The sequence below is a fragment of the Streptomyces sp. NPDC017940 genome (genome assembly GCF_044328435.1).
Lineage (GTDB): Bacteria > Actinomycetota > Actinomycetes > Streptomycetales > Streptomycetaceae > Streptomyces.
The window spans coordinates 23,600-45,764 of record NZ_JBIRHJ010000006.1; the positions used below are offsets into that span (position 1 = coordinate 23,600).

General features: G+C 72.5%; 20 protein-coding genes. 10 read left to right on the top strand and 10 right to left on the bottom strand.

Annotated features, from left to right (window positions below; translation table 11 throughout):
* Positions 1-128: 128 nt before the first annotated feature.
* From ACH4DX_RS21165 to mshD, 4 genes are all read right to left on the bottom strand, one after another.
* On the bottom strand, positions 129-599 hold the full coding sequence (locus ACH4DX_RS21165) for an NUDIX hydrolase (RefSeq protein WP_398156252.1): 471 nt from the start codon (positions 597-599) through the stop codon (positions 129-131).
* Positions 596-1,879, bottom strand: a complete 1,284-nt coding sequence (locus ACH4DX_RS21170) for a CHAD domain-containing protein (protein ID WP_398156253.1) — start codon at positions 1,877-1,879, stop codon at positions 596-598. Before ACH4DX_RS21170 ends, ACH4DX_RS21165 begins: the two co-directional genes overlap by 4 nt.
* The gene (locus ACH4DX_RS21175; protein WP_398156254.1) at positions 1,860-4,265 is read right to left on the bottom strand and encodes an RNA degradosome polyphosphate kinase; all 2,406 of its coding nucleotides are present in this window, start codon (positions 4,263-4,265) and stop codon (positions 1,860-1,862) included. The genes ACH4DX_RS21170 and ACH4DX_RS21175 overlap by 20 nt, the downstream gene beginning before the upstream one ends.
* An 87-nt stretch (positions 4,266-4,352) precedes the next feature.
* On the bottom strand, positions 4,353-5,276 hold the full coding sequence (gene mshD, locus ACH4DX_RS21180; RefSeq protein WP_398120883.1) for a mycothiol synthase: 924 nt from the start codon (positions 5,274-5,276) through the stop codon (positions 4,353-4,355).
* Positions 5,277-5,789: 513 nt separating this feature from the next.
* Between mshD and ACH4DX_RS21185 the strand changes: the two genes are divergently transcribed.
* Positions 5,790-7,580, top strand: a complete 1,791-nt coding sequence (locus ACH4DX_RS21185; protein WP_398156255.1) for a bifunctional metallophosphatase/5'-nucleotidase — start codon at positions 5,790-5,792, stop codon at positions 7,578-7,580.
* A 131-nt stretch (positions 7,581-7,711) separates the two neighbouring features.
* Positions 7,712-9,073: a DUF2993 domain-containing protein gene (locus ACH4DX_RS21190; RefSeq protein WP_398156256.1), complete on the top strand. Its 1,362-nt coding sequence runs from the start codon at positions 7,712-7,714 to the stop codon at positions 9,071-9,073.
* Positions 9,074-9,077: 4 nt separating this feature from the next.
* On the opposite strand, the gene ACH4DX_RS21195 is transcribed toward ACH4DX_RS21190, so the two are convergent.
* The 6 genes from ACH4DX_RS21195 to ACH4DX_RS21220 form a co-directional block, all read right to left on the bottom strand.
* A complete protein-coding gene (locus ACH4DX_RS21195) occupies positions 9,078-10,775 on the bottom strand; it encodes an ABC-F family ATP-binding cassette domain-containing protein (RefSeq protein WP_398156257.1) in 1,698 nt (565 codons plus the stop codon).
* Between the two features lie 157 nt (positions 10,776-10,932).
* Positions 10,933-12,363 (bottom strand): sensor histidine kinase, encoded by a 1,431-nt coding sequence (locus ACH4DX_RS21200; protein ID WP_398120891.1) that lies wholly within the window; start codon positions 12,361-12,363, stop codon positions 10,933-10,935.
* Entirely contained in the window at positions 12,360-13,118 is a 759-nt protein-coding gene (locus ACH4DX_RS21205) for a response regulator transcription factor (RefSeq protein WP_398156258.1), read from the bottom strand. Before ACH4DX_RS21205 ends, ACH4DX_RS21200 begins: the two co-directional genes overlap by 4 nt.
* Before the next feature lie 142 nt (positions 13,119-13,260).
* Positions 13,261-14,253: a S1C family serine protease gene (locus tag ACH4DX_RS21210; protein ID WP_398156259.1), complete on the bottom strand. Its 993-nt coding sequence runs from the start codon at positions 14,251-14,253 to the stop codon at positions 13,261-13,263.
* A gap of 166 nt (positions 14,254-14,419) precedes the next feature.
* Positions 14,420-15,463, bottom strand: a complete 1,044-nt coding sequence (locus ACH4DX_RS21215; RefSeq protein ID WP_398120896.1) for a LacI family DNA-binding transcriptional regulator — start codon at positions 15,461-15,463, stop codon at positions 14,420-14,422.
* Positions 15,464-15,486: 23 nt separating this feature from the next.
* Entirely contained in the window at positions 15,487-16,281 is a 795-nt protein-coding gene (locus ACH4DX_RS21220) for a winged-helix domain-containing protein (protein ID WP_398120898.1), read from the bottom strand.
* Positions 16,282-16,543: 262 nt separating this feature from the next.
* Here ACH4DX_RS21220 and ACH4DX_RS21225 point away from each other — a divergent pair, with 262 nt between their 5' ends.
* From ACH4DX_RS21225 to ACH4DX_RS21260, 8 genes are all read left to right on the top strand, one after another.
* A complete protein-coding gene (locus ACH4DX_RS21225) occupies positions 16,544-17,485 on the top strand; it encodes an alpha/beta hydrolase family protein (protein ID WP_398156260.1) in 942 nt (313 codons plus the stop codon).
* Between the two features lie 5 nt (positions 17,486-17,490).
* On the top strand, positions 17,491-17,745 hold the full coding sequence (locus ACH4DX_RS21230) for a MoaD/ThiS family protein (protein WP_398120902.1): 255 nt from the start codon (positions 17,491-17,493) through the stop codon (positions 17,743-17,745).
* Positions 17,746-17,755: 10 nt separating this feature from the next.
* Positions 17,756-19,093: a hypothetical protein gene (locus tag ACH4DX_RS21235; protein ID WP_398156261.1), complete on the top strand. Its 1,338-nt coding sequence runs from the start codon at positions 17,756-17,758 to the stop codon at positions 19,091-19,093.
* 122 nt (positions 19,094-19,215) lie between these two features.
* Positions 19,216-19,968, top strand: coding sequence for a DUF2993 domain-containing protein (locus ACH4DX_RS21240; protein ID WP_398120906.1), 753 nt, complete (start codon positions 19,216-19,218; stop codon positions 19,966-19,968).
* A 218-nt stretch (positions 19,969-20,186) separates the two neighbouring features.
* On the top strand, positions 20,187-20,267 hold the full coding sequence (locus ACH4DX_RS21245) for a putative leader peptide (protein WP_361843195.1): 81 nt from the start codon (positions 20,187-20,189) through the stop codon (positions 20,265-20,267).
* Positions 20,268-20,407: 140 nt separating this feature from the next.
* Positions 20,408-21,253 (top strand): sulfurtransferase, encoded by an 846-nt coding sequence (locus tag ACH4DX_RS21250; RefSeq protein ID WP_398120908.1) that lies wholly within the window; start codon positions 20,408-20,410, stop codon positions 21,251-21,253.
* 43 nt (positions 21,254-21,296) lie between these two features.
* The gene (locus tag ACH4DX_RS21255; RefSeq protein WP_030362227.1) at positions 21,297-21,584 is read left to right on the top strand and encodes a DUF1416 domain-containing protein; all 288 of its coding nucleotides are present in this window, start codon (positions 21,297-21,299) and stop codon (positions 21,582-21,584) included.
* Positions 21,585-21,701: 117 nt separating this feature from the next.
* On the top strand, positions 21,702-21,959 hold the full coding sequence (locus tag ACH4DX_RS21260) for a DUF3099 domain-containing protein (protein WP_398120910.1): 258 nt from the start codon (positions 21,702-21,704) through the stop codon (positions 21,957-21,959).
* Positions 21,960-22,165: the final 206 nt, after the last annotated feature.

The window sequence follows — 22,165 nt, forward strand, 5'->3', positions numbered from 1 at the left end:
GTTCAGCGTTCCGCCATGTCGCGCCGGGGTGGCACGGGCGAGCCCCGGCACGGCGGTGGCGCTGTGCCGGGGCTCGGGGTGGAGTGGGGCGCCGCGGGGTCCTGCGCGGCGGGGCGGGGCGCTGTGGCCTACGCGCCTTGCTCGCGGAGGCCGACGGCGGCGAGGAACGGCTCCACCAGGTCCTTGTCCAAGGCGTAGGTGAGCTGTCCGCGGGCCGCGTCCGGGGCGAGCCACAGGAGGTGGCTCACTTCGTCGTTGGGGGAGAACTCGCCCCCGGTCGCCTCGGCCGCCCAGTAGTGGACCACCTTGGGGCGGCCCTTGGCGTCGGTGTAGTGAGCGGTGGGCAGCGCGGGCCCGAGGCGGCACGTCATGCCCGTCTCCTCCTCGACCTCCCGCACGGCCGCCTCGGACGGGGTCTCGCCGGGGTCGAGCTTGCCCTTGGGCCAGGACCAGTCGCCCCACTTCGGCCGGTGCACCAGGGCGACCTCGACGAGGCTCCCGGAGGTGGTGAGGCCCCCGGAGCCGGTGGGGCCCCCGGAGGTGCTGGGGCGCCACAGGACGCAGCCCGCCGCCAGGACCGGGCCGTTCGCCCGCGTCACTGGGCGGTCACCGACTCGCGCAGCCACGCCCGCTGGAAGGCGTACCGTGCGGCCTCCACCTCGTGCCGCTGGTCGGCGTGCAGGACCCCGAGGGCGTACGCGGTCGCCGGAGCGATGCGGGGGGTGCGGGCCGCCGACGCGGCTGCCTCCGCCGCCTCCGCGGCCTCGCGGTGCAGGTCGAGGGCCTGTCCAGCCAGGGCGAGGCGGGCGTCCTGCGGGATGTCGCCGAGCAGCACCTCCTGGGCGTAGCGGTGCAGGCGCAGCAGGGAGCGGACCTTCAGCCAGGGGGCGTCCTGCGCGTCCGGTGCGGTGTCCGCGGCCAGGCCGTGGACGAGGGCCTCCGCGTTGTACGGGAGGCCCGCCCGGACCAGGGGGAGCCACGCCACCGCCTCGGTCAGGTGGTACTCGGCCGCCGCGGCCAGCGGTTTGAGGTCCGTGTCCGGGGTGGGACTCAGGGGGACCTCGCTGGCGAGTACGGCCACGTTGTCCGCCACCGCGTGGAAGCGGGAGGAGCCGAAGGCCTGGAGTGCGGCGGAGTGGGCCCGCGTGCGGGCCAGGGTCAGCTGGCGTTCCAGGAGGGCGGCGGCCTTGGCGGCGCCCACGGCCAGGGGGCCGGAAGGTTTCTTTCCGGGCTGCGTCTGGCCCGGCGCCTGCTGCTGCCGGGTCCTCGGGCCCTCGGCTGCGCCCGGCCGCACGTCACGGGCGCCCGGTACCGCGGACTGTGCCCACCCGTCCCCGAGCTCCCGGCTCCGCTCGGCCAGGGGAGGCCCCACTCGTCCCGCGGGGCGATGGCCCACTGCGGCAGGGGCGGAGCGGCTGCCCGGTGCCGGGTCCTGGCGGCTGCCGGGCGCGGTTGCCATCGCGGTGGCCGGGGCGGTGCGCGGGAGCGTCGGGAGGGGGACCGGTACCGGGTCCGGGTCCGGTTCCCGCGGTGCCGCGGGCGGGGGTGTCGAGAGCCGGTGCAGGGCTGTCAGGAGGCGCTCCAGGCGGGCGGCGTACGCGTGTTCGCGGGCCAGGGTGCCGGAGAGCCACGCCAGTTCGGGCCGCAGGCCCTCCGTCCACTCCGGGTCGAGGAGCGGCCGGAAGGTGTGCAGCGTGGCGCCGATGCGACGGGACGCGCGCCGCAGCGCCCGCGCCGCCGCGAGGGACTCCTCGGCGCCCTGCGCGTCGGTCGAGGACTCGCGGTGCAGCCGCAGCGAGCGGAGGAAGTCGGTCGCCTGGTCCTGAAGGTAGACCGACAGGGCCTCGCCCGCCGTCATCTCATGGTGTTGCTGTGCCACGCCGGCGCCTCCGGGCGTCTATGAGCATCTCCTGTACGTTGCGCAGGGGCTGGCCGTCCGGGTCCGTGGCGTGCCGCGTCCAGTTGCCGTCCGCCCCCAGGTGCCACGAGGCCGTGGTGTCCGACATGCCGGTCTCCAGGAGCCGGTTCAAGGTGGCCCTGTGGGCCGGGGACGCCACCCTGACCAGCGCCTCGATCCGGCGGTCGAGGTTGCGGTGCATCATGTCGGCGCTGCCGATCCACACCTCCGGCTCGCCGCCGTTGCCGAAGGCGAAGAGCCGCGAGTGCTCCAGGAAGCGGCCCAGTACGGACCGCACGCGTATGTTCTCCGACAGGCCCGCGACGCCCGGCCGCACCGCGCAGATCCCGCGCACCCACACGTCCACGGTCACCCCGGCCTGCGAGGCGCGGTACAGCGCGTCGATGATCGCCTCGTCGACGATCGAGTTGACCTTGATGCGGACGTAGGCGGGGCGGCCGCCGCGGTGGTGCTGTATCTCCCGGTTGATACGGGTGATCAGGCCGTCCCGCAGCGACTTGGGCGCGACGAGCAGGCGCCGGTAGGTCTCGCGGCGCGAGTAGCCCGAAAGCCGGTTGAAGAGGTCGGAGAGGTCCGCGCCGACCTCCTGGTTCGCGGTGAGCAGGCCCAGGTCCTCGTACAGGCGGGCGGTCTTGGGGTGGTAGTTGCCGGTGCCCACGTGCGAGTAGCGGACGAGGTTGTCGCCCTCCTGGCGGACCACGAGCGACAGCTTGCAGTGCGTCTTCAGACCGACCAGGCCGTACACGACGTGACAGCCGGCCTCCTCCAGCTTCCGCGCCCACTTGATGTTGGCCTGCTCGTCGAAGCGGGCCTTCAGCTCGACCAGGACGAGGACCTGCTTGCCGGACTCGGCGGCGTCGATCAGCGCGTCGACTATCGGGGAGTCGCCCGAGGTGCGGTACAGCGTCTGCTTGATGGCGAGCACGTTCGGGTCGGCGGCGGCCTGCTCCAGGAAGGCCTGCACGGACGTCGAGAACGAGTCGTAGGGGTGGTGCAGGAGCACGTCGTGGTCGCCGCGCAGGGCCGCGAAGATGTCGGGCGCGGACGCCGACTCGACCTCGGCGAGGTCGCGGTGCGTGCCCGCCACGAACTTCGGGTACTTCAGCTCGGGCCGGTCGAGGCCCGCGAGGGCGAAGAGCCCGGTGAGGTCGAGGGGGCCCGGCAGCGGGTGCACCTCCGACTCGCCGATCTTCAGCTCCCGCATGAGGAGGTCGAGGACCTCCTCGTCGATGGACTCCTCGACCTCGAGGCGCACCGGCGGCCCGAAGCGGCGCCGCATCAGCTCCTTCTCCAGGGCCTTCAGGAGGTTCTCGGCGTCGTCCTCCTCGACCTCCAGGTCCTCGTTCCTGGTGAGCCGGAACATGTGGTGCTGCTTGATGTTCATGCCCGGGAACAGTTCCTGGAGGTGCTTGGGCGCGGCGATGACGTCCTCGATGGGGACGTAGCGCTGCGGGGAGGCCTCCAGGAAGCGGGACAGGAGCGGCGGGACCTTGACGCGCGCGAAGTGCTCGTGCCCGGTGACCGGGTTCTCGATCACCACGGCGAGGTTCAGGGACAGGCCCGAGATGTACGGGAAGGGGTGCGCCGGGTCGACGGCGAGCGGGGTGAGGACCGGGAAGATCCGGTGCATGAAGAGGGTGTAGAGCCGGGACTGCTCCTTGTCCGTCAGCTCGGCCCAGCGCACCACGTGGATGCCCTCGTCGGCCAGGGCCGGGGCGATCTCCTCCTGGTAGCAGGCGGCGTGCCGGGCCATGAGCTCGCGGCTGCGGGACCAGATCAGCTCCAGGACCTCGCGGGGCTGGAGGCCGGACGCGGAGCGGGTCGCGACGCCGGTCGCGATGCGCCGCTTCAGGCCGGCCACCCGGACCATGAAGAACTCGTCCAGGTTCGACGCGAAGATCGCGAGGAAGTTCGCCCGCTCCAGGAGCGGGGTGTTCGGGTCCTCGGCGAGTTCGAGGACGCGCTCGTTGAAGGCGAGCCAGCTGCGCTCCCGGTCCAGGAACCGGCCCTTCGGCAGCTCGGCGCCGCCGTAGCCCGCCTGCGCCTCCTCGTCGTAGCCGTCCAGGTCGGCGTCGATGTCCGGGTCGAGGTCGGAGACGGTGGCCGCGATGGTGTGCGGCCGGTGCGCGGCGAGGGAGCCGACGGACGGCTGTGCGTGCCGCATCCCGTCGGCGGTGGCCTCGGCGGCGTCGGCGGTGTGCTGGGATTCGGACTGCGCGGTGCGCTCGCTCATGGACCCATTCTTCCGCGCGTCGCCCCTTCCGGGCGCGCCGGAGGCCCGGTGCGCGAGACGGACCTGGCCGTTCGGGCGCGCTCCGTCCGGCGTGGGCTCGGTGGGGGGCTGCATTGCCTGAGCTTCGCAAGGCTGTCTGAATCAATGGTTACGCCGACATGACGCCTGGGGGGTCGCGTAGGAACCCCCAGGCGTTCGCGCTCATGACTCCGTGCGGTACATCAGGTCCGTCTCGTGCGTCACGAAGCCGAGCCGCTCGTACACGCTCACCGCCGCCTTGTTGTCCGCGTCGACGTACAGCATCGCCGTGGGCAGGCCGGCCGCCGCCAGGTGCCGCAGGCCGATCGTGGTCAGTGCCTTGCCGAGGCCGCCGCCCTGCGCGCCGGGCCGTACCCCGACGACGTACACCTCGCCGAGGCGCTCCTGGGCGTGCGCCTTCGTCCAGTGGAAGCCGACGAGCTCGCCGTCGGCCTCCCGCTCGGCCAGGAAGAAGCCCGCCGGGTCGAACCACGGCTCCGCCTTGCGGTCGTCCAGGTCCCGCTGCGTGAGGGAGCCCTGCTCGGGGTGGTGGGCGAAGGCCTCCGCGTTCACCGCGAGCCACGCCGCGTCGTCCTCGCCGGGGACGAAGGCGCGTACCCGGACCCCCTCGGGGAGCACCGGGTCCGGCAGCTCCAGGTCCGTCAGCGGGCGCCGCATCTGGCGCAGTTCGCGGAACAGGGTCAGGCCGAGGACCTGGGCGAGGTGGCGCGCCGCGGAGTGGCCGCCGTGCGCCCACACGCGCAGCCTCCGGCCCGAATCGGCGAGCAGCGCCGAGCCGAGGGCCCGGCCGTGGCCGCGGCCGCGGTGGCTCGGGTGCACGACCAGTTCGGCGGCGGGGGCCTCGACGGGGTCGGTGTCCTCCAGCTGGGCGTAGCCGACGAGTTCGCCTCCGACGGTCAGGAGCAGGTGCCGTACCCCTTCGCGGGGGCCGCCGCGCAGTTGCAGCCGACCCTGTTCGGAGACGGCCTGCTGGCCGTCGGTGCGGGCGGCTGCGCCGAGCAGTTCGAGGGCCTCGCTCGCTTGGGCTGCGGTGAGGTGGTCGACGTTGTCGAGCTTGCGGGGTGGGGCGGGGTGGTCGTCAGTCATGCGTCGAGGGTAGTTCTGGCGGGGGCGCCTTTGGTGGGGTGTCTTGCTTGGGCTTGCCCTCGGTGCCGGGCGGGGTGGTTGTGCTTGCGTGTTCGTCCCCGTGCGCCGGGTGGGGTGGATCGCGCTTGCGCGCTCGTCCTCAAACGCCGGACGGGCTGGATTGTGCTTGCGTGTTCGTCCCCGTGCGCCGAGTGGGGTGGATCGCGCTTGCGCGCTCGTCCTCAAACGCCGGACAGGCTGGTTGTGCCTGCGCGTTCGTCCTCGTCTGCCGGACGGGCTGGATCGCGCTTGCGCGCTCGTCCTCGTGTGTCGGGTCGAACGGTCGCGTGCCGGACGGGCTTCGGTTGTCCCGTACTGGACCCGTAATGGCAATCAGGCTGTAACCAGCGCGCCTCTGTTGCGCTACGCGCGTTGACCATAGGCTGCCGTCGGCCCCAGTCGTCTCACCTCAACCCGGGGGATCTCGTGTCCGGCATACCGAAGCATCGAAGGCCAAGGCGTCGCACCACCCGGGTGCTCGCCGTCGCGGCGGGGATCGCCACGGCCGGTGCGCTCGCCGCCGCGCTGCCCGCGAGTGCGGGGCAGGACGGTCGGGACGCGGCCGCCGCCGAGGACAAGAAGCGCACGGTCGACGTGCAGCTGCTGTCCTTCAACGACTTCCACGGCAACCTCCAGCCGCCCGCGGGCTCCTCCGGGCAGGTCGTCGAGAAGCAGCACGACGGGACCGAGAAGAAGATCGACGCCGGTGGCGTCGAGTACCTCGCGACCTCGCTGCGCACCGCCCGCCAGCAGCACCCGTACTCCGTGACCGCCGCGGCCGGCGACCTGATCGGCGCCAGCCCGCTCCTGTCGGGGCTCTTCCACGACGAGCCGACCGTCGAGGCGTTGAACAAGCTCGGCCTCGACGTCAGCAGCGTCGGCAACCACGAGTTCGACGAGGGCGCCAAGGAACTCGCGCGGATCCAGAACGGCGGCTGCCACCCCAAGGACGGCTGCTACGAGAAGGACAAGCACGGCAAGGACAAGGAGTTCGAGGGCGCCGACTACCCCTATCTGGCCGCGAACGTCACGGACGAGAAGTCCGGCGAGCCCGTCCTCAAGCCCTACTGGGTGTGGAAGCACAGGGGCGTGGAGGTCGGCTTCATCGGCGTGACGCTCGAAGGCACCCCTGACATCGTCTCCGCCGACGGCATCAAGGGCCTGAAGTTCCACGACGAGGTCGAGACCGTCAACAAGTACGCGAAGATCCTCGACAAGCAGGGTGTGAAGTCCATCGTCACCCTCATCCACGAGGGCGGCTCCCCGGCGAGCCAGGCGTACAATTACGACTGCGACTCCCCGGGCCCGGGCGACGGCATCTCGGGGCCCATCACGGACATCGCCAAGGGCATCACGCCCAAGGTCGACGCCATCGTCACCGGCCACACCCACCAGGCGTACGTCTGCACCGTCCCCGACCCCTCGGGCAAGCCGCGCATGGTGACCTCGGCGTCCTCCTACGGCAAGCTCTACACGGACACCACGCTCACGTACGACCGCCGCACCAAGGACATCGTGCGGACAAGCGTGCGGTCCGCGAACCACGTCGTCAGCCGTACGCAGCCCAGGGCCGCCGACATGACCCGCCTCATCGGCCGCTGGGACAAGCTCGCGGCGCCCATCGCGAACAAGCCCGTCGGCTTCATCTCCGGTGACGTCCCCGGCCGCGGCGCGGGCACGCCCGAGTCCCCGCTCGGCGACCTGATCTCCGACGCCCAGCTCGCGCACGCCAAGTCCCTCGACCCCGAGGCCGACCTGGCCCTGATGAACCCGGGCGGCATCCGCTCCGACCTCGTCCACAAGGCGAGCGGCAGTGAGGGCGACGGGGTCGTCACGTACGGCGAGGCGTTCACCGTGCAGCCCTTCAGCAACACCGTGAACCTGGTCGACCTCACCGGAGCCCAGCTCCTGACCGGCCTCCGCCAGCAGGTCAGCGGCCCGAACGAGGCCTTCCCGAAGATCCTCCAGGTCTCCGCGGGATTCACGTACACCCTCGACATGACCAAGTCGGGCGCGGACCGCGTGGTCGCCGACTCCGTGAAGCTGAACGGCGCGGCGATCGATCCGAACGCCACCTACCGCGTCGCGATGAACTCGTTCCTCGCGGGCGGCGGCGACGGCTTCGCCGAGCTCGGCAAGGGGACGAAGCCCCTGGTCGGCGCGGACGACCTGAAGGCTCTGAACGACTACTTCACCGCCAACTCCTCGGCCGACAAGCCCCTCGCGCCGCCGAAGGCGGACCGCATCACCGTTGTGCGTCCCTGAAGTGGGCGTTCGTCCTGGTACCGGTACCGGTACCGGTACCAGGACCGGTAGGGGTGTTCGCCCAGCGCTGTGAAGTTGCTCTCCGGCGAACGAGCTTGGGGTGGGGTGTGAACGTATGGTGAGATCACCTGATGCGTTCCCCCCACCGCATAGCCACTCATGAGTCGTCCGAAGAGACACCCCCCGACCGTCCGTACGTAGAGACACCCCCCGACCGTCCGTACGGAGAAACGCCCCCCGACCGTCCGTACGGAGAAACGCCCCCCGACCGTCCGTACGTGGACGTCCCCTCGGGCCGTCCGTGCGTCGCGACAAATCGCCGTAATCCGTACGAAGAGCTGGGCGCCCTCGCACCCCACCCCCTGAAGGACTTCCTCCAGGACGACACCGGCGGCGCGGCCGAGGCCGAGGCGCCGTGGCAGCCGCCCAACCACCGGCGCGGCAGCCGCAGCCGCAGGCGCCGCAACCGGTTCGCCGGGCTCCCACCGGCCGCGAAGGTGCTCGTCACCCTCGCCGTGGCCACCGCCTTCCTCGTCCTCGCCGACCGCTGGGCGCTCCTGTACGCCGAGCACGAGGCAGGCGACAGGCTCAAGGACCAGCTCGGCCTGAGCGCGGCCCCCGAGGTGGACATCGAGGGCTTCCCCTTCCTCACCCAGGTCCTCGACCAGCGCCTCGACGAGGTGAAGGTGACCGTCCCCGACGTCGCCGCCGACCGCGTCTCGCTCGCCAAGGTCTCCGCGACCGCGACGGACGTCACCGTGAAGGGCGAGGGGCCCACCTCGCTGCACGGCGCCGTCATCGGGCGGATGCGCGGCGAGGTCCTGCTCTCCTTCGACGACCTCAACAGGGAACTCGGCGCCTCCCAGGTCACCTTCACCGGCCACGGCCGCGACCGGGTCCACGCCCGCGGCACCCTGCCCGTCGCCGGGCACGACCTGAAGGTCCGCGCCGACGCCCGCATCGAGCGCAACGGTGACCGCGGCGTCGCCACGGACATCGGCCGGATGCGCCTGGGCATCGGCGGCATGGCCTCCTACCGCCCGGGACCCCGCGCGTCCGACGGCCTGCACCTCAGCCGCGCGGGCGCCCGCCGGGTCGCGGACGAGTCCGCCAGGGCGAAGGCCCTGCTCTCCGTGCCCGCGATCGCGAAGCGGCTCGGCGTGCCCGACGACACCGTACGGGGAGCGCTGCGCAGCGACGCCAGGCTGAACGACGTCACCGGCTCCCCGCGCTTCGTCGACGACGTGATGCGCCTTAACCTCATCGACGCGGCGACGGGCCACCCCGCGCTCCTGAAGAAGCTCGGCCTCGACCCCGCTCTGCTCCAGGGGCTTTCCGAACTCACCCGCCCCGTCCTCGTCGACCGCCTCACCCTCGCCTTCGAACTCCCGGAGCTGCCGGGCGACGGCTCGGTGCGGCTCTCCGACGTGCGGGTGGAGAAGGACGGGATCAGGGCGGAGCTCGAGGGGTCGGAGCTGGCGTTCGGCCGTTGAGCGGTCAACCGCCCGGGCGGGGCCGGGGGGTGAGTTCCAGGACCGGTCCCCGGAAGCCCGCCCGCAGCCGCCGGTCGTGCGTCACGACGATCAGCGTCCCGGTGTAGCCCGCGAGTGCGGCCTCCAGGTCCTCCACCAGGCCGGGGGACAGGTGGTTCGTCGGCTCGTCGAGCAGGAGCAGGTCGTGGGGGCGCGTCACCAGGCGGGCCAGTTCGAGGCGGCGGCGCTGACCGGCGGACAGGGCCCCCACCGGGCGGCGCAGGTCCTGCGCCCGGAACAGACCGAGCGCGAGGAGCTCCTCGGCGCGGTGCTCCCCGAAGGCGGCGAGCAGCGGGCGGGCCGCCTCCGCGCCGGACAGCGTGGCGACGGCCTGCCGCAACATCCCCACCCTGGCGGGGCGCCGCACCAGACCCTCTGCCGCCAGCTCACCCGCGAGCACCCGCAGCAGCGTCGACTTGCCGGCGCCGTTGGGCCCGGTCACGAGCAGCCGCCCGCCGGCCGGTACGGACAGCGAGTCGAGGGCGACCCGCCCCGGTACGCGCAACCCGGCGACCTCGACCGCACGGTCCACGGCGCCGTCGGCCCGCCCGTCGGCGCCCGCGGGCGCGGTCTCCGCCGTGACCCGGATGCTCGCCGCGAAGCGCAGCGGCTCCGGTGGTGCCGGTGCCGGGTTCTCCATGAGGCGCAGCAGCCGCTCGCGGGCACCGCGGATGCGGGACTGCGCGCCGTGCGCCCGTGACCTGGCCCGGAAGGCGCCCGCGCCGCTGAATCCGCGGGGCATCTTGCGGGGGATCGCGCCGAGCCGTCCGATGTGGGACTCGGCGAGCCGGGACTGGCGGGCGACCTCGGCCCGCCACTCCTCGTGCTCCCGCTCCTGGCGGGCGCGTGCGGCGGCGCGCGCGGTCAGGTAGCCCGCGTAGCCGTCGCCGTACCGCCGCACGGTGCGGGCGACGTGGTCGACCTCGACGACGGTGTCGGTGACCCGGTCGAGGAACGTCCGGTCGTGGGTGACGGCGACGACGGTGCCGCGGTGGGCGCGCAGCCGCTCCTCGAGCCAGGCCACGGCCTCGTCGTCCAGGTCGTTGGTGGGCTCGTCGAGCAGGAGCAGCTCGGGGGCGGAGGCGAGCGTCGCTGCTAGGGCGAGCCGGGAGCGCTGCCCGCCGGAGAGCGTGCCGAGCCGCCGTGCGCGGTCGAGGCCGGTGCGCTCGCCGAGGTGGCGCAGGGCGACGTCGACGCGCCGGTCGGCGCCGTAGCCGCCGCGGGCCTCGAACCGCGCGACGAGGGCGGCGTAGGCGTCGTACGCGGCCGGGTCCGCGCCGTCCAGGGCGGCCCCTGCGGTGTGGATGCGGCGCTCCAGGTCACGCAGCTCGGCGAGCGCCAGGTCGACGGCGTCGCCCACGCGGGCGGAGTCGGCCAGGTCCAGGGTCTGCGCGAGGTGGCCGGTGCCGCCGGGTGCCACGACGGTGACGGTGCCGCCGTCGGGACGCTCCTGCCCGGCCATCAGGCGCAGCAGGGTGGACTTGCCCGAGCCGTTGTCGCCGATGACACCCGCCTTCTCGCCGGGGCGGACGGTGAGGCGGACCCCTTCGAGGACGGTGTGGTCGCCGTAGCGCTTGGTGACGTCGGTGAGGGTGAGCTGGGAGGGCGTGGGCGCGACAGGGGAGTGGGCGGGGGCGGCGGGTGCTTCCGGGGCACGGAACAAGTGCGGCTTCTTTCGTGGACGACAGGGGCGGGCATCGATGACGATACGTCTCGTCTCGTCATCGATGCCCTCACTGTACGCGCCACCGCGGCCTCGCGCAAGACGTAGCGTCTCGTCGCGGCATTCGAGGGGCTCGGCGTCTCGGCGTCTCGGCGTCTCAGGGATGGTGTGGCTCACCCGGCGGCGGTGTGCCCGCCCCCGGCAGCCGTACCGTCGCCACCGTGCCCCCGCCATCCGCGGCCCCGAGCGTCACCTCGCCGCCCGCCTGCCGGACCGTGCGCGCCACGATGGACAGGCCGAGCCCCGACCCCGGCAGGCTCCGGGCCGTGGGGGAGCGCCAGAACCGGTCGAAGACGTACGGGAGTTCGTCGGCGGGGATGCCCGGCCCGTGGTCGCGCACCGTCAGCTCCCCGGCCGCGAGGACGACTTCGACGGTGGTGCCGTGCGGGCTGAACTTCACGGCGTTGTCGAGGACGTTGACGATGGCCCGCTCCAGGGCCGGGGGCTCCGCCCGTACGAACCACGGTGCGAGCCGGGCCTCGAAGGTCAGCTCGGGGCCGCGCAGCCTGGCCCGCTCCAGGGCCGCCTCCACGATGTCGTGCAGGGCGACCACCTGCACCTTGCCACCGCCGTGCGCCGCGTCGGGGCGCGAGAGCTCCTGGAGGTCGCCGATGAGGGAGGCCAGTTCGGTCATCTGGGCCTTGACGGAGGCAAGGAGCGCCCTGCGGTCGTCGGGCGGGATCGCGCGGCCGGTGTCCTCGCTGCGGACGAGCAGCTCGATGTTGGTCCGCAGCGAGGTCAGCGGGGTCCGCAGCTCGTGCCCCGCGTCCGCGATGAGCTGCTGCTGGAGGTCGCGGGACGAGGCGAGGGCGGACGTCATGGCGTTGAAGGACCGCGAGAGCCGGTCGATCTCGTCGTCGCTGTCCTCGTCGGTGGGCAGCCGCAGGTTCAGGTCCTCGGTACGGGCGACGTGCTCGACGGCCGCGGTGAGTTCGTCGACGGGACGCAGCCCGGCCCGTGCCACCCAGAGCCCCGCGGCCCCGGCGCCGAGTACCCCGACACCGGCGACCGCGGCCAGGACGAGGACGAGATTGCTGAGGGTGTCGCGGAGCTCGCTGAGGGGGCGGGCCACGGAGACGGCGTAGTCGGAGTCCGGCAGGGGGAAGGTGTAGACGCGGTAGTCCTCGCCGTTGGCCGCGGTGGCGTCGTGGTACGAGTTCCGCACCTCGCGCCGCGCCACGGCCGTGTCGGAGTCCTTGAGCTCGATGCGCTGCTTGCCGAGGATGATGCAGCTGCCGCCGGTCTGGTCGACCACCTGCACGGTCTGCTTGTACACATCGGGGCGGTCACCGCCCGTGATGACCGAGTGCCGGCACCGACCGGTGCTGTCGACCTGGCTGTTGACGAACTCGAGCGGCACATTGGCCTCGCTCAGCGCGTCGTCGAGGGAGCTGACGAGCACGTTCCGCACGACGAACCAGCAGGCCACCGCCGCCGCCGCGACGGCGACCGCCACCGCGGTCGCCACGAGCAGGGCGAGCCGGGAACGCAGCGGCAGCGCCCGGAAGCGGCGGACGATCCCCTTCACGCGCCGCTGCCGGAGCCCGTGGCGTCGGCGCGCAGCACGTACCCCACTCCCCGCACGGTGTGCACGAGCCGCGGCTCACCCCCGGCCTCCGTCTTGCGGCGCAGATACATCACGTACACGTCGAGGGAGTTGGAGGACGGCTCGAAGTCGAAGCCCCACACCGACTTCAGGATCTGCTCCCGGGTCAGGACCTGGCGCGGGTGCGCGAGGAACATCTCCAGGAGCGTGAACTCGGTACGGGTCAGCTCGACCGTGCGGGTGCCGCGGGTCACCTCGCGGGTGGCGAGGTCCATGTGCAGGTCGGCGAAGGCGAGCGTCTCGCCCTCGGTGGCCTGCCCGGCGGCCGCCGCGTAGGAGCTGCGGCGCAGCAGGGCGCGGATGCGGGCGAACAGCTCGTCCAGCTCGAAGGGCTTGACCAGGTAGTCGTCGGCGCCCGCGTCCAGGCCGGTGACGCGGTCCCCCACGGTGTCGCGGGCGGTGAGCATCAGGATCGGCGTGGTCGAGCCGGTGGCGCGCAGCCTGCGGGCCGCGGTCAGGCCGTCCATGCGGGGCATCTGGATGTCGAGCACGACCAGGTCGGGCCGGTAGGACGCGGCCTTCTCCAGGGCGTCGGCGCCGTCCACCGCCACCTGTGTGCCGTACCCCTCGAAGGCGAGGCTGCGTTGCAGGGCCTCGCGTACGGCGGGCTCGTCGTCCACGATCAGGACGCGCTGCGGCTGGTGCGGGGACTCGCGGTCGGCTTCGGCGGGGTTCATGTTTCTCTTCCTGCGGCGTTCTGCGGTGTCTGCGGCGTTCTACGGCGTTCTGCGGCTTCCCGGGTGGGGGTATCAGCGTCGCACGGCTGCGCCCCAGACCCCGTTGTCGGCCTGCGGCCTCGTCCTCGAACGCCGGACGGGCTCACCCCGACGCCCCCGCCCGCAGCTTCCCCAAGTCGGCCTTGACCGTGTCGATGGGAATGGCGAACCCGAGCCCCACGCTCCCGGAGGCAACCTGCTGCACCCCGGCCTGCTGCTCCGAACTCGGCGAGTACATCGCGGAGTTGATGCCGACGATGTTCCCGTTCATGTCGATGAGCGCGCCCCCGGAGTTCCCGGGGTTGAGCGAGGCGTCGGTCTGCAACGCCTTGTACGTGGTCTTGGCGGACCCGGTGTCCCCGTTGAACTGCTCCCCGCCGAACTCGAACGGCCAGCCCTCCCCCGGCTGCTGCCGCTCCTGGCCCCGCCCGGGATCCGCGGAGACGGTCACGTCCCGGTCGAGCGCGGAGATGATGCCGCTGGTGACGGTGCCGGTGAGGCCTTCGGGGGAACCGATGGCGACGACCTGCTGGCCGACCTGGACGTCGTCGGAGTCGCCGAGGCTCGCCGCCCGTAGCCCGGAGGCACCGCGCAGCTTGATCAGCGCCAGGTCCTTCTTGCTGTCCGTACCGACGATCTCGGCCCGGTACGTCTTGCCGTCGCTGGTCCGCACGGTGATCTCGGAGGCCCCCGAGACGACGTGGTTGTTGGTGACGATCTCACCGTCGGAGGTGATGATCACGCCGGATCCCGTGGACTTGCCCGCGCCGCCGCTCGCCTTGATCTCGACGATGCTCGGGGACACCGCGGAGGCGACACCGGAGACGGTGCCCTTGCTGCCGGCGGAGACGCTGGTCCCGTTCACGTTCCTGGCCCCGTGGCCGTCGTCGCCGCCGGTCAGCGTCTGCACGGCGTACGCGGTGCCACCTCCCACGGCGGCTGCGGCGAGCGCGACGGCGGCGAGGAGCGCCACGGGGCCGCGGGCACGGCGCGGGCCGGAGTGGGCCGGACCCGCCGGGGCGGGCCCGGCCGGGCCCGGCCCGAAGGCGGGCGGCGGCGGGTAGACGGGCGGCTGCTGCGAGGAGGGTTCTGTCATGTCTCCGATCGTGCGCCCGGTACATGAGAGCCCTCTGAGGACGCCCTGAGAACCCCGACAGAACCGCGTTTGCCCGATATAAAGACGCCCGCGCGCAGAAGCAAGACGCCTGCGCGGAAGGCGAACGCCCGCGAGGAAGCCGTCACCCGCGGGAAGGGGACGCCCGTCAGAAAACAGTCGCGGCCGCGGGCCCGCACCCGCACGACTGCCGCACCACGAGCCGCGAGGGGAACACCTTCAGCCGCTCACGGCGGGACCCGGCCACCCGGAGCCCGTCGTCGAGGACGAGATCGAGGGCGGCGCGGGCCATCGCGGGGCGGTCGGAGGCGACCGTGGTCAGGGGCGGGTCGGTGAGGCCCGCCTCCTTGACGTCGTCGAACCCGGCCACGGCCAGTTCCCCGGGTACGTCGATGCGCAGCTCGCGCGCGGCTCGCAGCACACCGATGGCCTGGTCGTCCGTGGAGCAGAAGATCGCCGTGGGGCGGTCGGGGGCGGCGAGGAACTGCAACGCGAGCTGGTAGGCGTCGTAACGGTTGTAGGGGGCCTCGAAGAGGCGGCCCTCGGTGGGGATGCCGGCCTCGCGCAGCGCGCGCCGCCAGCCCTCGACGTGGTCGGAGACGGGGTCGCCGACGGTCGGGGTGTCCGCGGTGCCGCCGACGCAGGCGACGTACTCGTGGCCGTGTTCCAGCAGGTGCCGGGTGGCGAGCTGGGCGCCGCCCACGTCGTCGGTGACGACGGCGACGTCGTCGATGGCCTCGGGCCGCTCGTGCAGGAGCACCACGCGCGCGTCCCAGGCGTCGATCTCGGCTGCGGCCTGGTCGGTGAGGCCGTGGCTGACGAGGATCAGGCCGGAGACCCGCATGCCGAGGAAGGCGCGCAGGTAGTGCGTCTCACGTTCCTCGACGTAGTCGGAGTTGCCGACGAGCACCATCTTTCCGCGCTCGGACGCCGCCTGTTCCACGGCGTGCGTCATCTCGGCGAAGAACGGCTGCCGCGCGTCCGGCACGATCATGCCTATGAGGTCCGTGCGGCGGGACGCCATGGCCTGGGCGACCCGGTCCGGGCGGTAGCCCAGCTCCTTGATCGCGGCGAGGACACGCTCGCGCGTGGCCGGGGCGACCGGCCGGGGTCCGTTGTTGATGACGTAGCTCACGACCGCGGTCGAAGTACCCGCCAGTCGCGCCACATCGTCCCGCGTCACCTTGGCCACGCGCGCAGTCTACGCGGATGGAGTCACCCCTGAGCAGGGCGTGCGACGGCTTCCTTCGCCGGTCCCGCGGCGGGTCGGGACGCCCGCTCGTCCGCGGGCTTCGGCGTCGCCGCCCGCGCGCTCTCCTCGTCGGCCGCGCGGTCCACCTTCTCCGGGACGACGAAGCGGTAACCCACGTTCCGGACGGTGCCGATCAGCGACTCGTGCTCCACGCCGAGCTTGGCCCGCAGCCGCCGTACGTGTACGTCGACCGTGCGCGTGCCGCCGAAGTAGTCGTAGCCCCAGACCTCCTGGAGCAACTGGGCGCGCGTGAACACCCGGCCCGGGTGCTGTGCGAGGTACTTGAGCAGCTCGAACTCCTTGAAGGTGAGGTCGAGGACCCGGCCCTTCAGCTTCGCGCTGTACGTCGCCTCGTCCACGGAGAGGTCGCCGTTGCGGATCTCCATGGGGGACTCGTCGGCGGTGCTCTGCTGACGGCCCACGGCCAGGCGCAGCCGCGCCTCGACCTCGGCGGGGCCCGCGGTGTCCAGGAGGACGTCGTCGATACCCCAGTCCGCGGTGACGGCGGCGAGACCGCCCTCGGTCACCACGAGCACCAGCGGGCACCCCGGCCCCGTGGACCGCAGGAGCTGGCAGAGGCTGCGGACCTGGGGCAGGTCGCGCCGCCCGTCGACGAGGATGACGTCGGCACCGGGGGTGTCGACCAGAGCGGGACCCTCGGCCGGGGCCACCCGCACCTGGTGCAGGAGCAGGCCGAGGGCGGGAAGCACCTCCGCCGAGGGCTGGAGGGCGTTGGTGAGGAGCAGCAGAGAACTCATCGCGGCCCACCTGCCCGGGTCGCCGGCCTGATCGCCGGAGCCTTCTGACTGTCGTGCACGTTTCGCTCGCCCATTACGTCGGTTCCTCCTCGGTCCCTGCGTATGCGGCACTGCTTCCTGGGCACTGCTCTCCTGGCACTGCTTCCCACGGGTCAAGCACTGGTCGGGCACTGCCAGCTGTGGGATGCAGCTTCCCGCCGGAAAGCAGGAAAGGACCCGGGGGCTTCGCTGCCCGGATCCTCTGCGCAGCACAATAGCCCACATGAGTTCCGGTCCGGCAGGTCGAACGGCGCGATCCTCTGTGCAGCCGATCACTGGTGTTCAACGCAGCGTAACGCCGCGTACGACTCTGCGTACGTCGGACGGGGTGGCGATCGAGGCCGCGTACGACCCCGGCCCGGGGCCGGTCGGCGGGCCCGCGATCGTGCTCGCGCACGGCTTCTCGGGGGACCTGCGAAGGCCCCACCTGCGCCGGGCCGCCGCGGTGTTCGCGCAGCGTGCGGCCGTGATCACCTTCTCGTTCCGGGGGCACGGGGGGTCCGGTGGGCACTCCACGGTGGGCGACCGCGAGGTGCTCGACCTGGCCGCCGCGGTTCAGTGGGCGCGCTCGCTCGGCCATGCGCGCGTGGCCACGGTCGGGTTCTCCATGGGCGGCTCCGTGGTGCTGCGGCACGCGGCGCTGCACGGGGGGCGCACGGAAGCGCGCAGCGACGCGGTCGTGTCCGTCAGCGCACCGGCCCGCTGGTTCTATCGGGGGACGGCGCCGATGCGGCGGCTGCACTGGGTGGTGACGCGGCGCTCGGGGCGGGTGGTCGGGCGGCTCGGTCTGCGTACCCGGATCCACCCGCACGAGTGGGACCCCGTGCCGCTGTCGCCGACGGAGGCGGTCCCCCTCATCGGGCCGACGCCCCTGCTGATCGTGCACGGCGACCGCGACCCGTACTTCCCGGTCGATCACCCGCGGATGCTGGCCGCCGCGGCGGGCGAAACCGGCGAGCTGTGGCTGGAGGCGGGCATGGGCCACGCGGAGCACGCCGCGGACGACGCCCTTCTGGAGCGGATCGGCGCGTGGCTCACGGCATCATGGACGTCGGCGACCGCCGAGGGGACGTCGGTGACCGCCGATGAGGCCTCGGCCGCCACCGACGAGACGTCGGCCGCCACCGACGAGACGTCGGCCGCCGCCGACGAGAGGAAGGGCTGAGCTGAATGGCAACGGGCACTATCCGGTACTGGGCCGCGGCCAAGGCCGCCGCGGGAGTCGCCGAGGAGCCGTACGCCGAGGCCACGCTGGCCGAGGCGCTCGGCGCGGCCCGCGCGCGCCACCCCGGAGAACTCGACCGTGTGCTGCGGCGCTGCTCGTTCCTCATCGACGGCGATCCCGTGGGTACCCGGGCCCATGAGACGGTACGGCTTGCCGAGGGCGGCACGGTCGAGGTGCTCCCGCCGTTCGCAGGAGGATGACCCGTACGCGATGAGCAACGAACCGTACGACCCTTATCAGCAGCCCCACCCCCAGCATCCGCAGCAGCCGTACCACCCCGAGCAGTACGACGGGTACGCGGCTCAGGGCTATCCCCAGGCCGAGCAGGGCTGGGGGTACCAGGACCCCTACGCGCAGCAACAGCAGTACGCCGCGCAGGACACGCAGCAGTGGGAGGGGCAGACCTGGGAGACGCAGGTGGGGGCGCCGCTGCCTGCCGTTGACGCGACCGAGACGGCGTATCTGCCTCCGCAGTCCTACGGGGATGCCCCGGCTGGGTACCAGGGCCAGGCCTATCAAGGCCCGGCCGGGACGGATTACCCCGGGGCCTACTACCAGGAACCCGGCAGTGGGGCTGTGCCCGCCCATCCCCAAGCTCTCGGCTCCGCTCGAGCAGAGGAGACCCCACTCGCCCCCTGGGCGGGCCAGCCGCCCACAGAGGGAGCTGCGGACCAGCCGCCCACAGGGCAAGCCGCGGGACAGTCGTCCACAAGGGAAGCCGAGGTCGGGACCGGGTACGGGCCCGCCACCGTGACCGGGAACGTTCGGGTCACCGATGCTCAGCGGGCCCGGGCCGAGGGGCGGTCCCCGGTCATAGAGCCGGGGATGCAGCCGGCGCTGCTCACCGCGGCGCTCGGGCTCCTGCTCGCCGGAGGCGCCGCGGTGGGGCAGTACGCGCTGCTCGTACCGCTGGTGGTCCTCCAGGCGGTGACCGCCGCGGGATGGTTCCGGCTGAACGGGATGTGGCCGGCCCGCCAGGGCATCGCGCTCGCGTTCCTCGGCGGTGTCGTCGCCGACGTCGCGCTGCTCGCCACCGGCGAGGGCAGCGCCCCCGCCGCCATCCTCGGCACCCTCGGCGTCTGGGTGCTGCTCGTCCTCGTCCTCCAGCTGCGCAGCCGCGCCGGTGCCGACGAGCGGATGTACGGCCTCATGGCGACGGTCGCCTCCAGCGCGCTCGCGATCATCGCGGCCGGGCACCTGGCCGCCGCGCACGAGGCCGCCACCGTCGGCTGCGTGGCCGTGGCGGTCGCGGTGGTCGCCCGTGCGCTGCCCCTGCCGACGCCCGCGTCGGTGGTGGTGGCGCTGCTCGCGGCGGCCGGTGCCGGGATCGCCGTCGGCGGGGCGACGACCGTGCTCGACAGCGCCGCCGGCGCGGGCGGCGGCAAGGGCGCCCTGCTCGGGCTCGCCGCCGGGGTGTGCGCCCTGATCGGGCACCGCGTCGCCTCGTACGACTACCCGTCGCGGTTCGTGCACTTCACGGCCGGGGTCGCGCTGCCCCTCGCGGCGGCGGCACCCGCCGTGTACCTGCTGGGGCGCGCCCTCGGCTGACCGTTCGGCCCCGAATGTCACATCTGATCCACAGGTCCCCGGCCGGGCGCACGGGCCGGGGACCTGTCCTCTAGGCTCGCGGCAGAACGGACGACCGAGGCGGGGGACGGGGAACAGCAGGCATGAGCAAACGCGCGATACGCATACTCCTGATCGTCGTGGTGGTCCTCGGCGGCCTCTTCGTGGCGGCCGACCGGTTCGCCGTGTCCTTCGCGGAGAACGAGGCCGCGGAGAAGATCAAGTCGCAGGAGGGGCTCAGCAGCACTCCCGACGTGTCCATCAAGGGCTTCCCCTTCCTCACCCAGGCGCTGGGCGGCAAGCTCGACGACGTGGAGATCGGCATCAAGGACTACGACGCGAAGTCCGGCGGCGACACCATCCGCGTCGCCGACCTCAGCGCCACCATGCACGGCGTCGACTTCTCCAGCGACTACAGCTCCGCCACCGCCGACCGGGCCGCGGGCGTCGCCCGGATCTCCTACGACGAGCTCCTGAAGGCCGCCAAGTCGGAGCCGGTGAAGCTGCCGCTCGGCGCCACCGGTGAGGTCGTCGGGCTCTCCGACGGCGGCAACGGCAAGATCAAGGTCGAGGTCGAGGTGAGCAAGGGCGGCACCAAGCTCCCCAAGCCCGTGCACGTGCTGAGCAGCCTGCGGGTCGAGGGCGACTCCATCAAGGTGCACGCCGACACCATCCCCGACAAGATCGACGTGCTCGGCGTCTCCCTGCCGCTGCCCGAGGGCATGGTCCGTAACGTCACGGACTTCGAGGAGCAGATCACCGACCTGCCGGGCGGCGTCCAGCTCGACACCGTGCAGGCGGCGCCGGACGGCTTGGACGTGGCGGTGAAGGGCGAGAACGTGGACCTGATGTCCTGATCCCGCACGGCTGTTCCGGCAGTTGTCCGCAGTGTCCGTAGTACGAGACGTGGGCGTCCGTTCCTCAGATGGGGGGCGGGCGCCCACGGCGCGTCCGGCGGGCGGCCGGCCCGCGCGACCGGCCGGGAATCGACCACGTGTCCGTATTCTGGACGAAAACGTCTCAGTATCCGACACGCCGGTGACACGGCCGCCCCTGCGTCCCTACGATCGGTCGCATGCATCGACAGGCGGATCTCACGAAGCGGCGGGCAGTGGACCTGTGCCGCGTCGCCGCCATGCTCTGTCGCGCTCTCTGAGCGGGAGCCCGTTTCCCGTATTCCCCGAGGCCCGCTGACCGCCGTCAGGGCCATCCCGTGCCGTACGCCCGTGCCTCCCCGCACCCGTGTATCCGCACCTCCCGTTCCGCCCCGCCGCACCTGCTCCGGAGGAGAAACGCATGAGCCGCAGCGACGTCCTGGTAGACGCCGACTGGGTCGAGGCCCACATCGACGACCCGAAGGTCGTCCTCGTCGAGGTGGACGAGGACACCTCGGCGTACGACAAGAACCACATCAAGAACGCGATCAGGATCGACTGGACCAAGGACCTCCAGGACCCGGTCCGCCGCGACTTCATCGACCAGGAGGGCTTCGAGAAGCTCCTCTCCGGCAAGGGCATCGCGAACGACTCCACCGTCGTCCTCTACGGCGGCAACAACAACTGGTTCGCCTCCTACGCCTTCTGGTACTTCAAGCTCTACGGCCACCAGGACGTGAAGCTCCTCGACGGCGGCCGCAAGAAGTGGGAGCTCGACTCCCGCGACCTGGTCGACGGCGCGCAGGTGCCGCAGCGCGCGGCCACCGACTACAAGGCCAAGCCGCAGGACACCTCCATCCGCGCCTTCCGCGACGACGTCGTCAAGGCCATCGGCTCGCAGAACCTGGTCGACGTGCGCTCGCCCGACGAGTTCTCCGGCAAGCTGCTCGCCCCGGCCCACCTCCCGCAGGAGCAGTCGCAGCGCCCCGGCCACGTGCCGAGCGCCCGCAACATCCCGTGGTCGAAGAACGCCAACGACGACGGCACCTTCAAGTCGGATGACGAGCTGAAGGCCCTCTACGAGGACGAGCAGGTCGACCTCGCCAAGGACACGATCGCCTACTGCCGCATCGGTGAGCGCTCGGCCCTGACCTGGTTCGTGCTGCACGAGCTGCTCGGCCAGACCAACGTCAAGAACTACGACGGCTCGTGGACCGAGTACGGCTCCCTCGTCGGCGTGCCGATCGAGCTCGGCGCCGGCAAGTAGCACCCCCCGACCTTCCTTCCCCCTAGTTCCCCTGGGAGTACACATGTGTGGAGCCAAGGCCGGCGGCCCGGACGCTTCGACGATCAAGCCCGGTGAGACCACCATCCAGGGCCAGGTGACCCGCGACGGCGAGCCCGTCACCGGTTACGTGCGCCTGCTCGACTCGACCGGCGAGTTCACCGCCGAGGTGCCCACCTCCGCCACGGGCCAGTTCCGCTTCTACGCGGCCGAGGGCACGTGGACCGTGCGCGCCCTGGTCCCGGGCGGTTCGGCGGACCGTACGGTCGTCGCGCAGACCGGTGGCCTCGCGGAGGTCGCGATCGCCGTCTGAGCGAGAGCCGTCCGGCGGCGGCGCGCGCAGCGGGCCGAGGGCCGCGCCCCAGGGGTTGGACGCCACTGGCGGGGCGCGGCCCTTCGGTCTGCCGCCGGGCGCGTCTACGCTGGACGTATGTACGCGCGACGGCGCCGGGTGTACTTCGCCATGATGGGGACCTGCGTGGCCCTGTTCGTGCTCGCCTGGGGCGTCGTGCGGCTCTGGTCGGTGCCCGTGGCCGTCGGCATGTGCGTCGTCGCCATGGTGATTCCCCCGCTCGCCGCCGTCACCGCCAACCGGCGCGGCCCCGACGACCGCTGGTGGGACGACTGCTCGGGGGACCCCAAGTCCGACGAGTGGTGGGACGAGCTGGACGGAAGACGACGGCGCTGACGGGCCGGGGCCGACCGCACTGACGAGCCGGAGCCGGTGGCGCTGACGGGCCGGGGCCGACGCGACCGGGGGGCCGGGGCGCGGGTGGGCCACCTCGGCGAGAGGCGGCAGCGGAGCCCGACTACAGTGGGGTACGGCTCTGTACCCACGCCCACATCCTCACCAAGGAATCAAGGAGCACCCCGTGCTTGAGGCCTTCTTCTCCG

Excerpts from the sequence above, each read along its gene's own strand:
- ACH4DX_RS21245 (WP_361843195.1), top strand. The coding sequence starts at position 20,187 with ATGCATCGACAGGCGGATCTCACGAAGCGGCGGGCAGTGGACCTGTGC.
- ACH4DX_RS21220 (WP_398120898.1), bottom strand. The coding sequence starts at position 16,281 with ATGAGTTCTCTGCTGCTCCTCACCAACGCCCTCCAGCCCTCGGCGGAG.
- mshD (WP_398120883.1), bottom strand. The coding sequence starts at position 5,276 with ATGACTGACGACCACCCCGCCCCACCCCGCAAGCTCGACAACGTCGAC.
- ACH4DX_RS21230 (WP_398120902.1), top strand. The coding sequence starts at position 17,491 with ATGGCAACGGGCACTATCCGGTACTGGGCCGCGGCCAAGGCCGCCGCG.
- ACH4DX_RS21250 (WP_398120908.1), top strand. The coding sequence starts at position 20,408 with ATGAGCCGCAGCGACGTCCTGGTAGACGCCGACTGGGTCGAGGCCCAC.
- ACH4DX_RS21240 (WP_398120906.1), top strand. The coding sequence starts at position 19,216 with ATGAGCAAACGCGCGATACGCATACTCCTGATCGTCGTGGTGGTCCTC.
- ACH4DX_RS21210 (WP_398156259.1), bottom strand. The coding sequence starts at position 14,253 with ATGACAGAACCCTCCTCGCAGCAGCCGCCCGTCTACCCGCCGCCGCCC.
- ACH4DX_RS21190 (WP_398156256.1), top strand. The coding sequence starts at position 7,712 with ATGCGTTCCCCCCACCGCATAGCCACTCATGAGTCGTCCGAAGAGACA.
- ACH4DX_RS21205 (WP_398156258.1), bottom strand. The coding sequence starts at position 13,118 with ATGAACCCCGCCGAAGCCGACCGCGAGTCCCCGCACCAGCCGCAGCGC.
- ACH4DX_RS21225 (WP_398156260.1), top strand. The coding sequence starts at position 16,544 with ATGAGTTCCGGTCCGGCAGGTCGAACGGCGCGATCCTCTGTGCAGCCG.
- ACH4DX_RS21260 (WP_398120910.1), top strand. The coding sequence starts at position 21,702 with ATGTACGCGCGACGGCGCCGGGTGTACTTCGCCATGATGGGGACCTGC.
- ACH4DX_RS21255 (WP_030362227.1), top strand. The coding sequence starts at position 21,297 with ATGTGTGGAGCCAAGGCCGGCGGCCCGGACGCTTCGACGATCAAGCCC.
- ACH4DX_RS21235 (WP_398156261.1), top strand. The coding sequence starts at position 17,756 with ATGAGCAACGAACCGTACGACCCTTATCAGCAGCCCCACCCCCAGCAT.
- ACH4DX_RS21175 (WP_398156254.1), bottom strand. The coding sequence starts at position 4,265 with ATGCAGCCCCCCACCGAGCCCACGCCGGACGGAGCGCGCCCGAACGGC.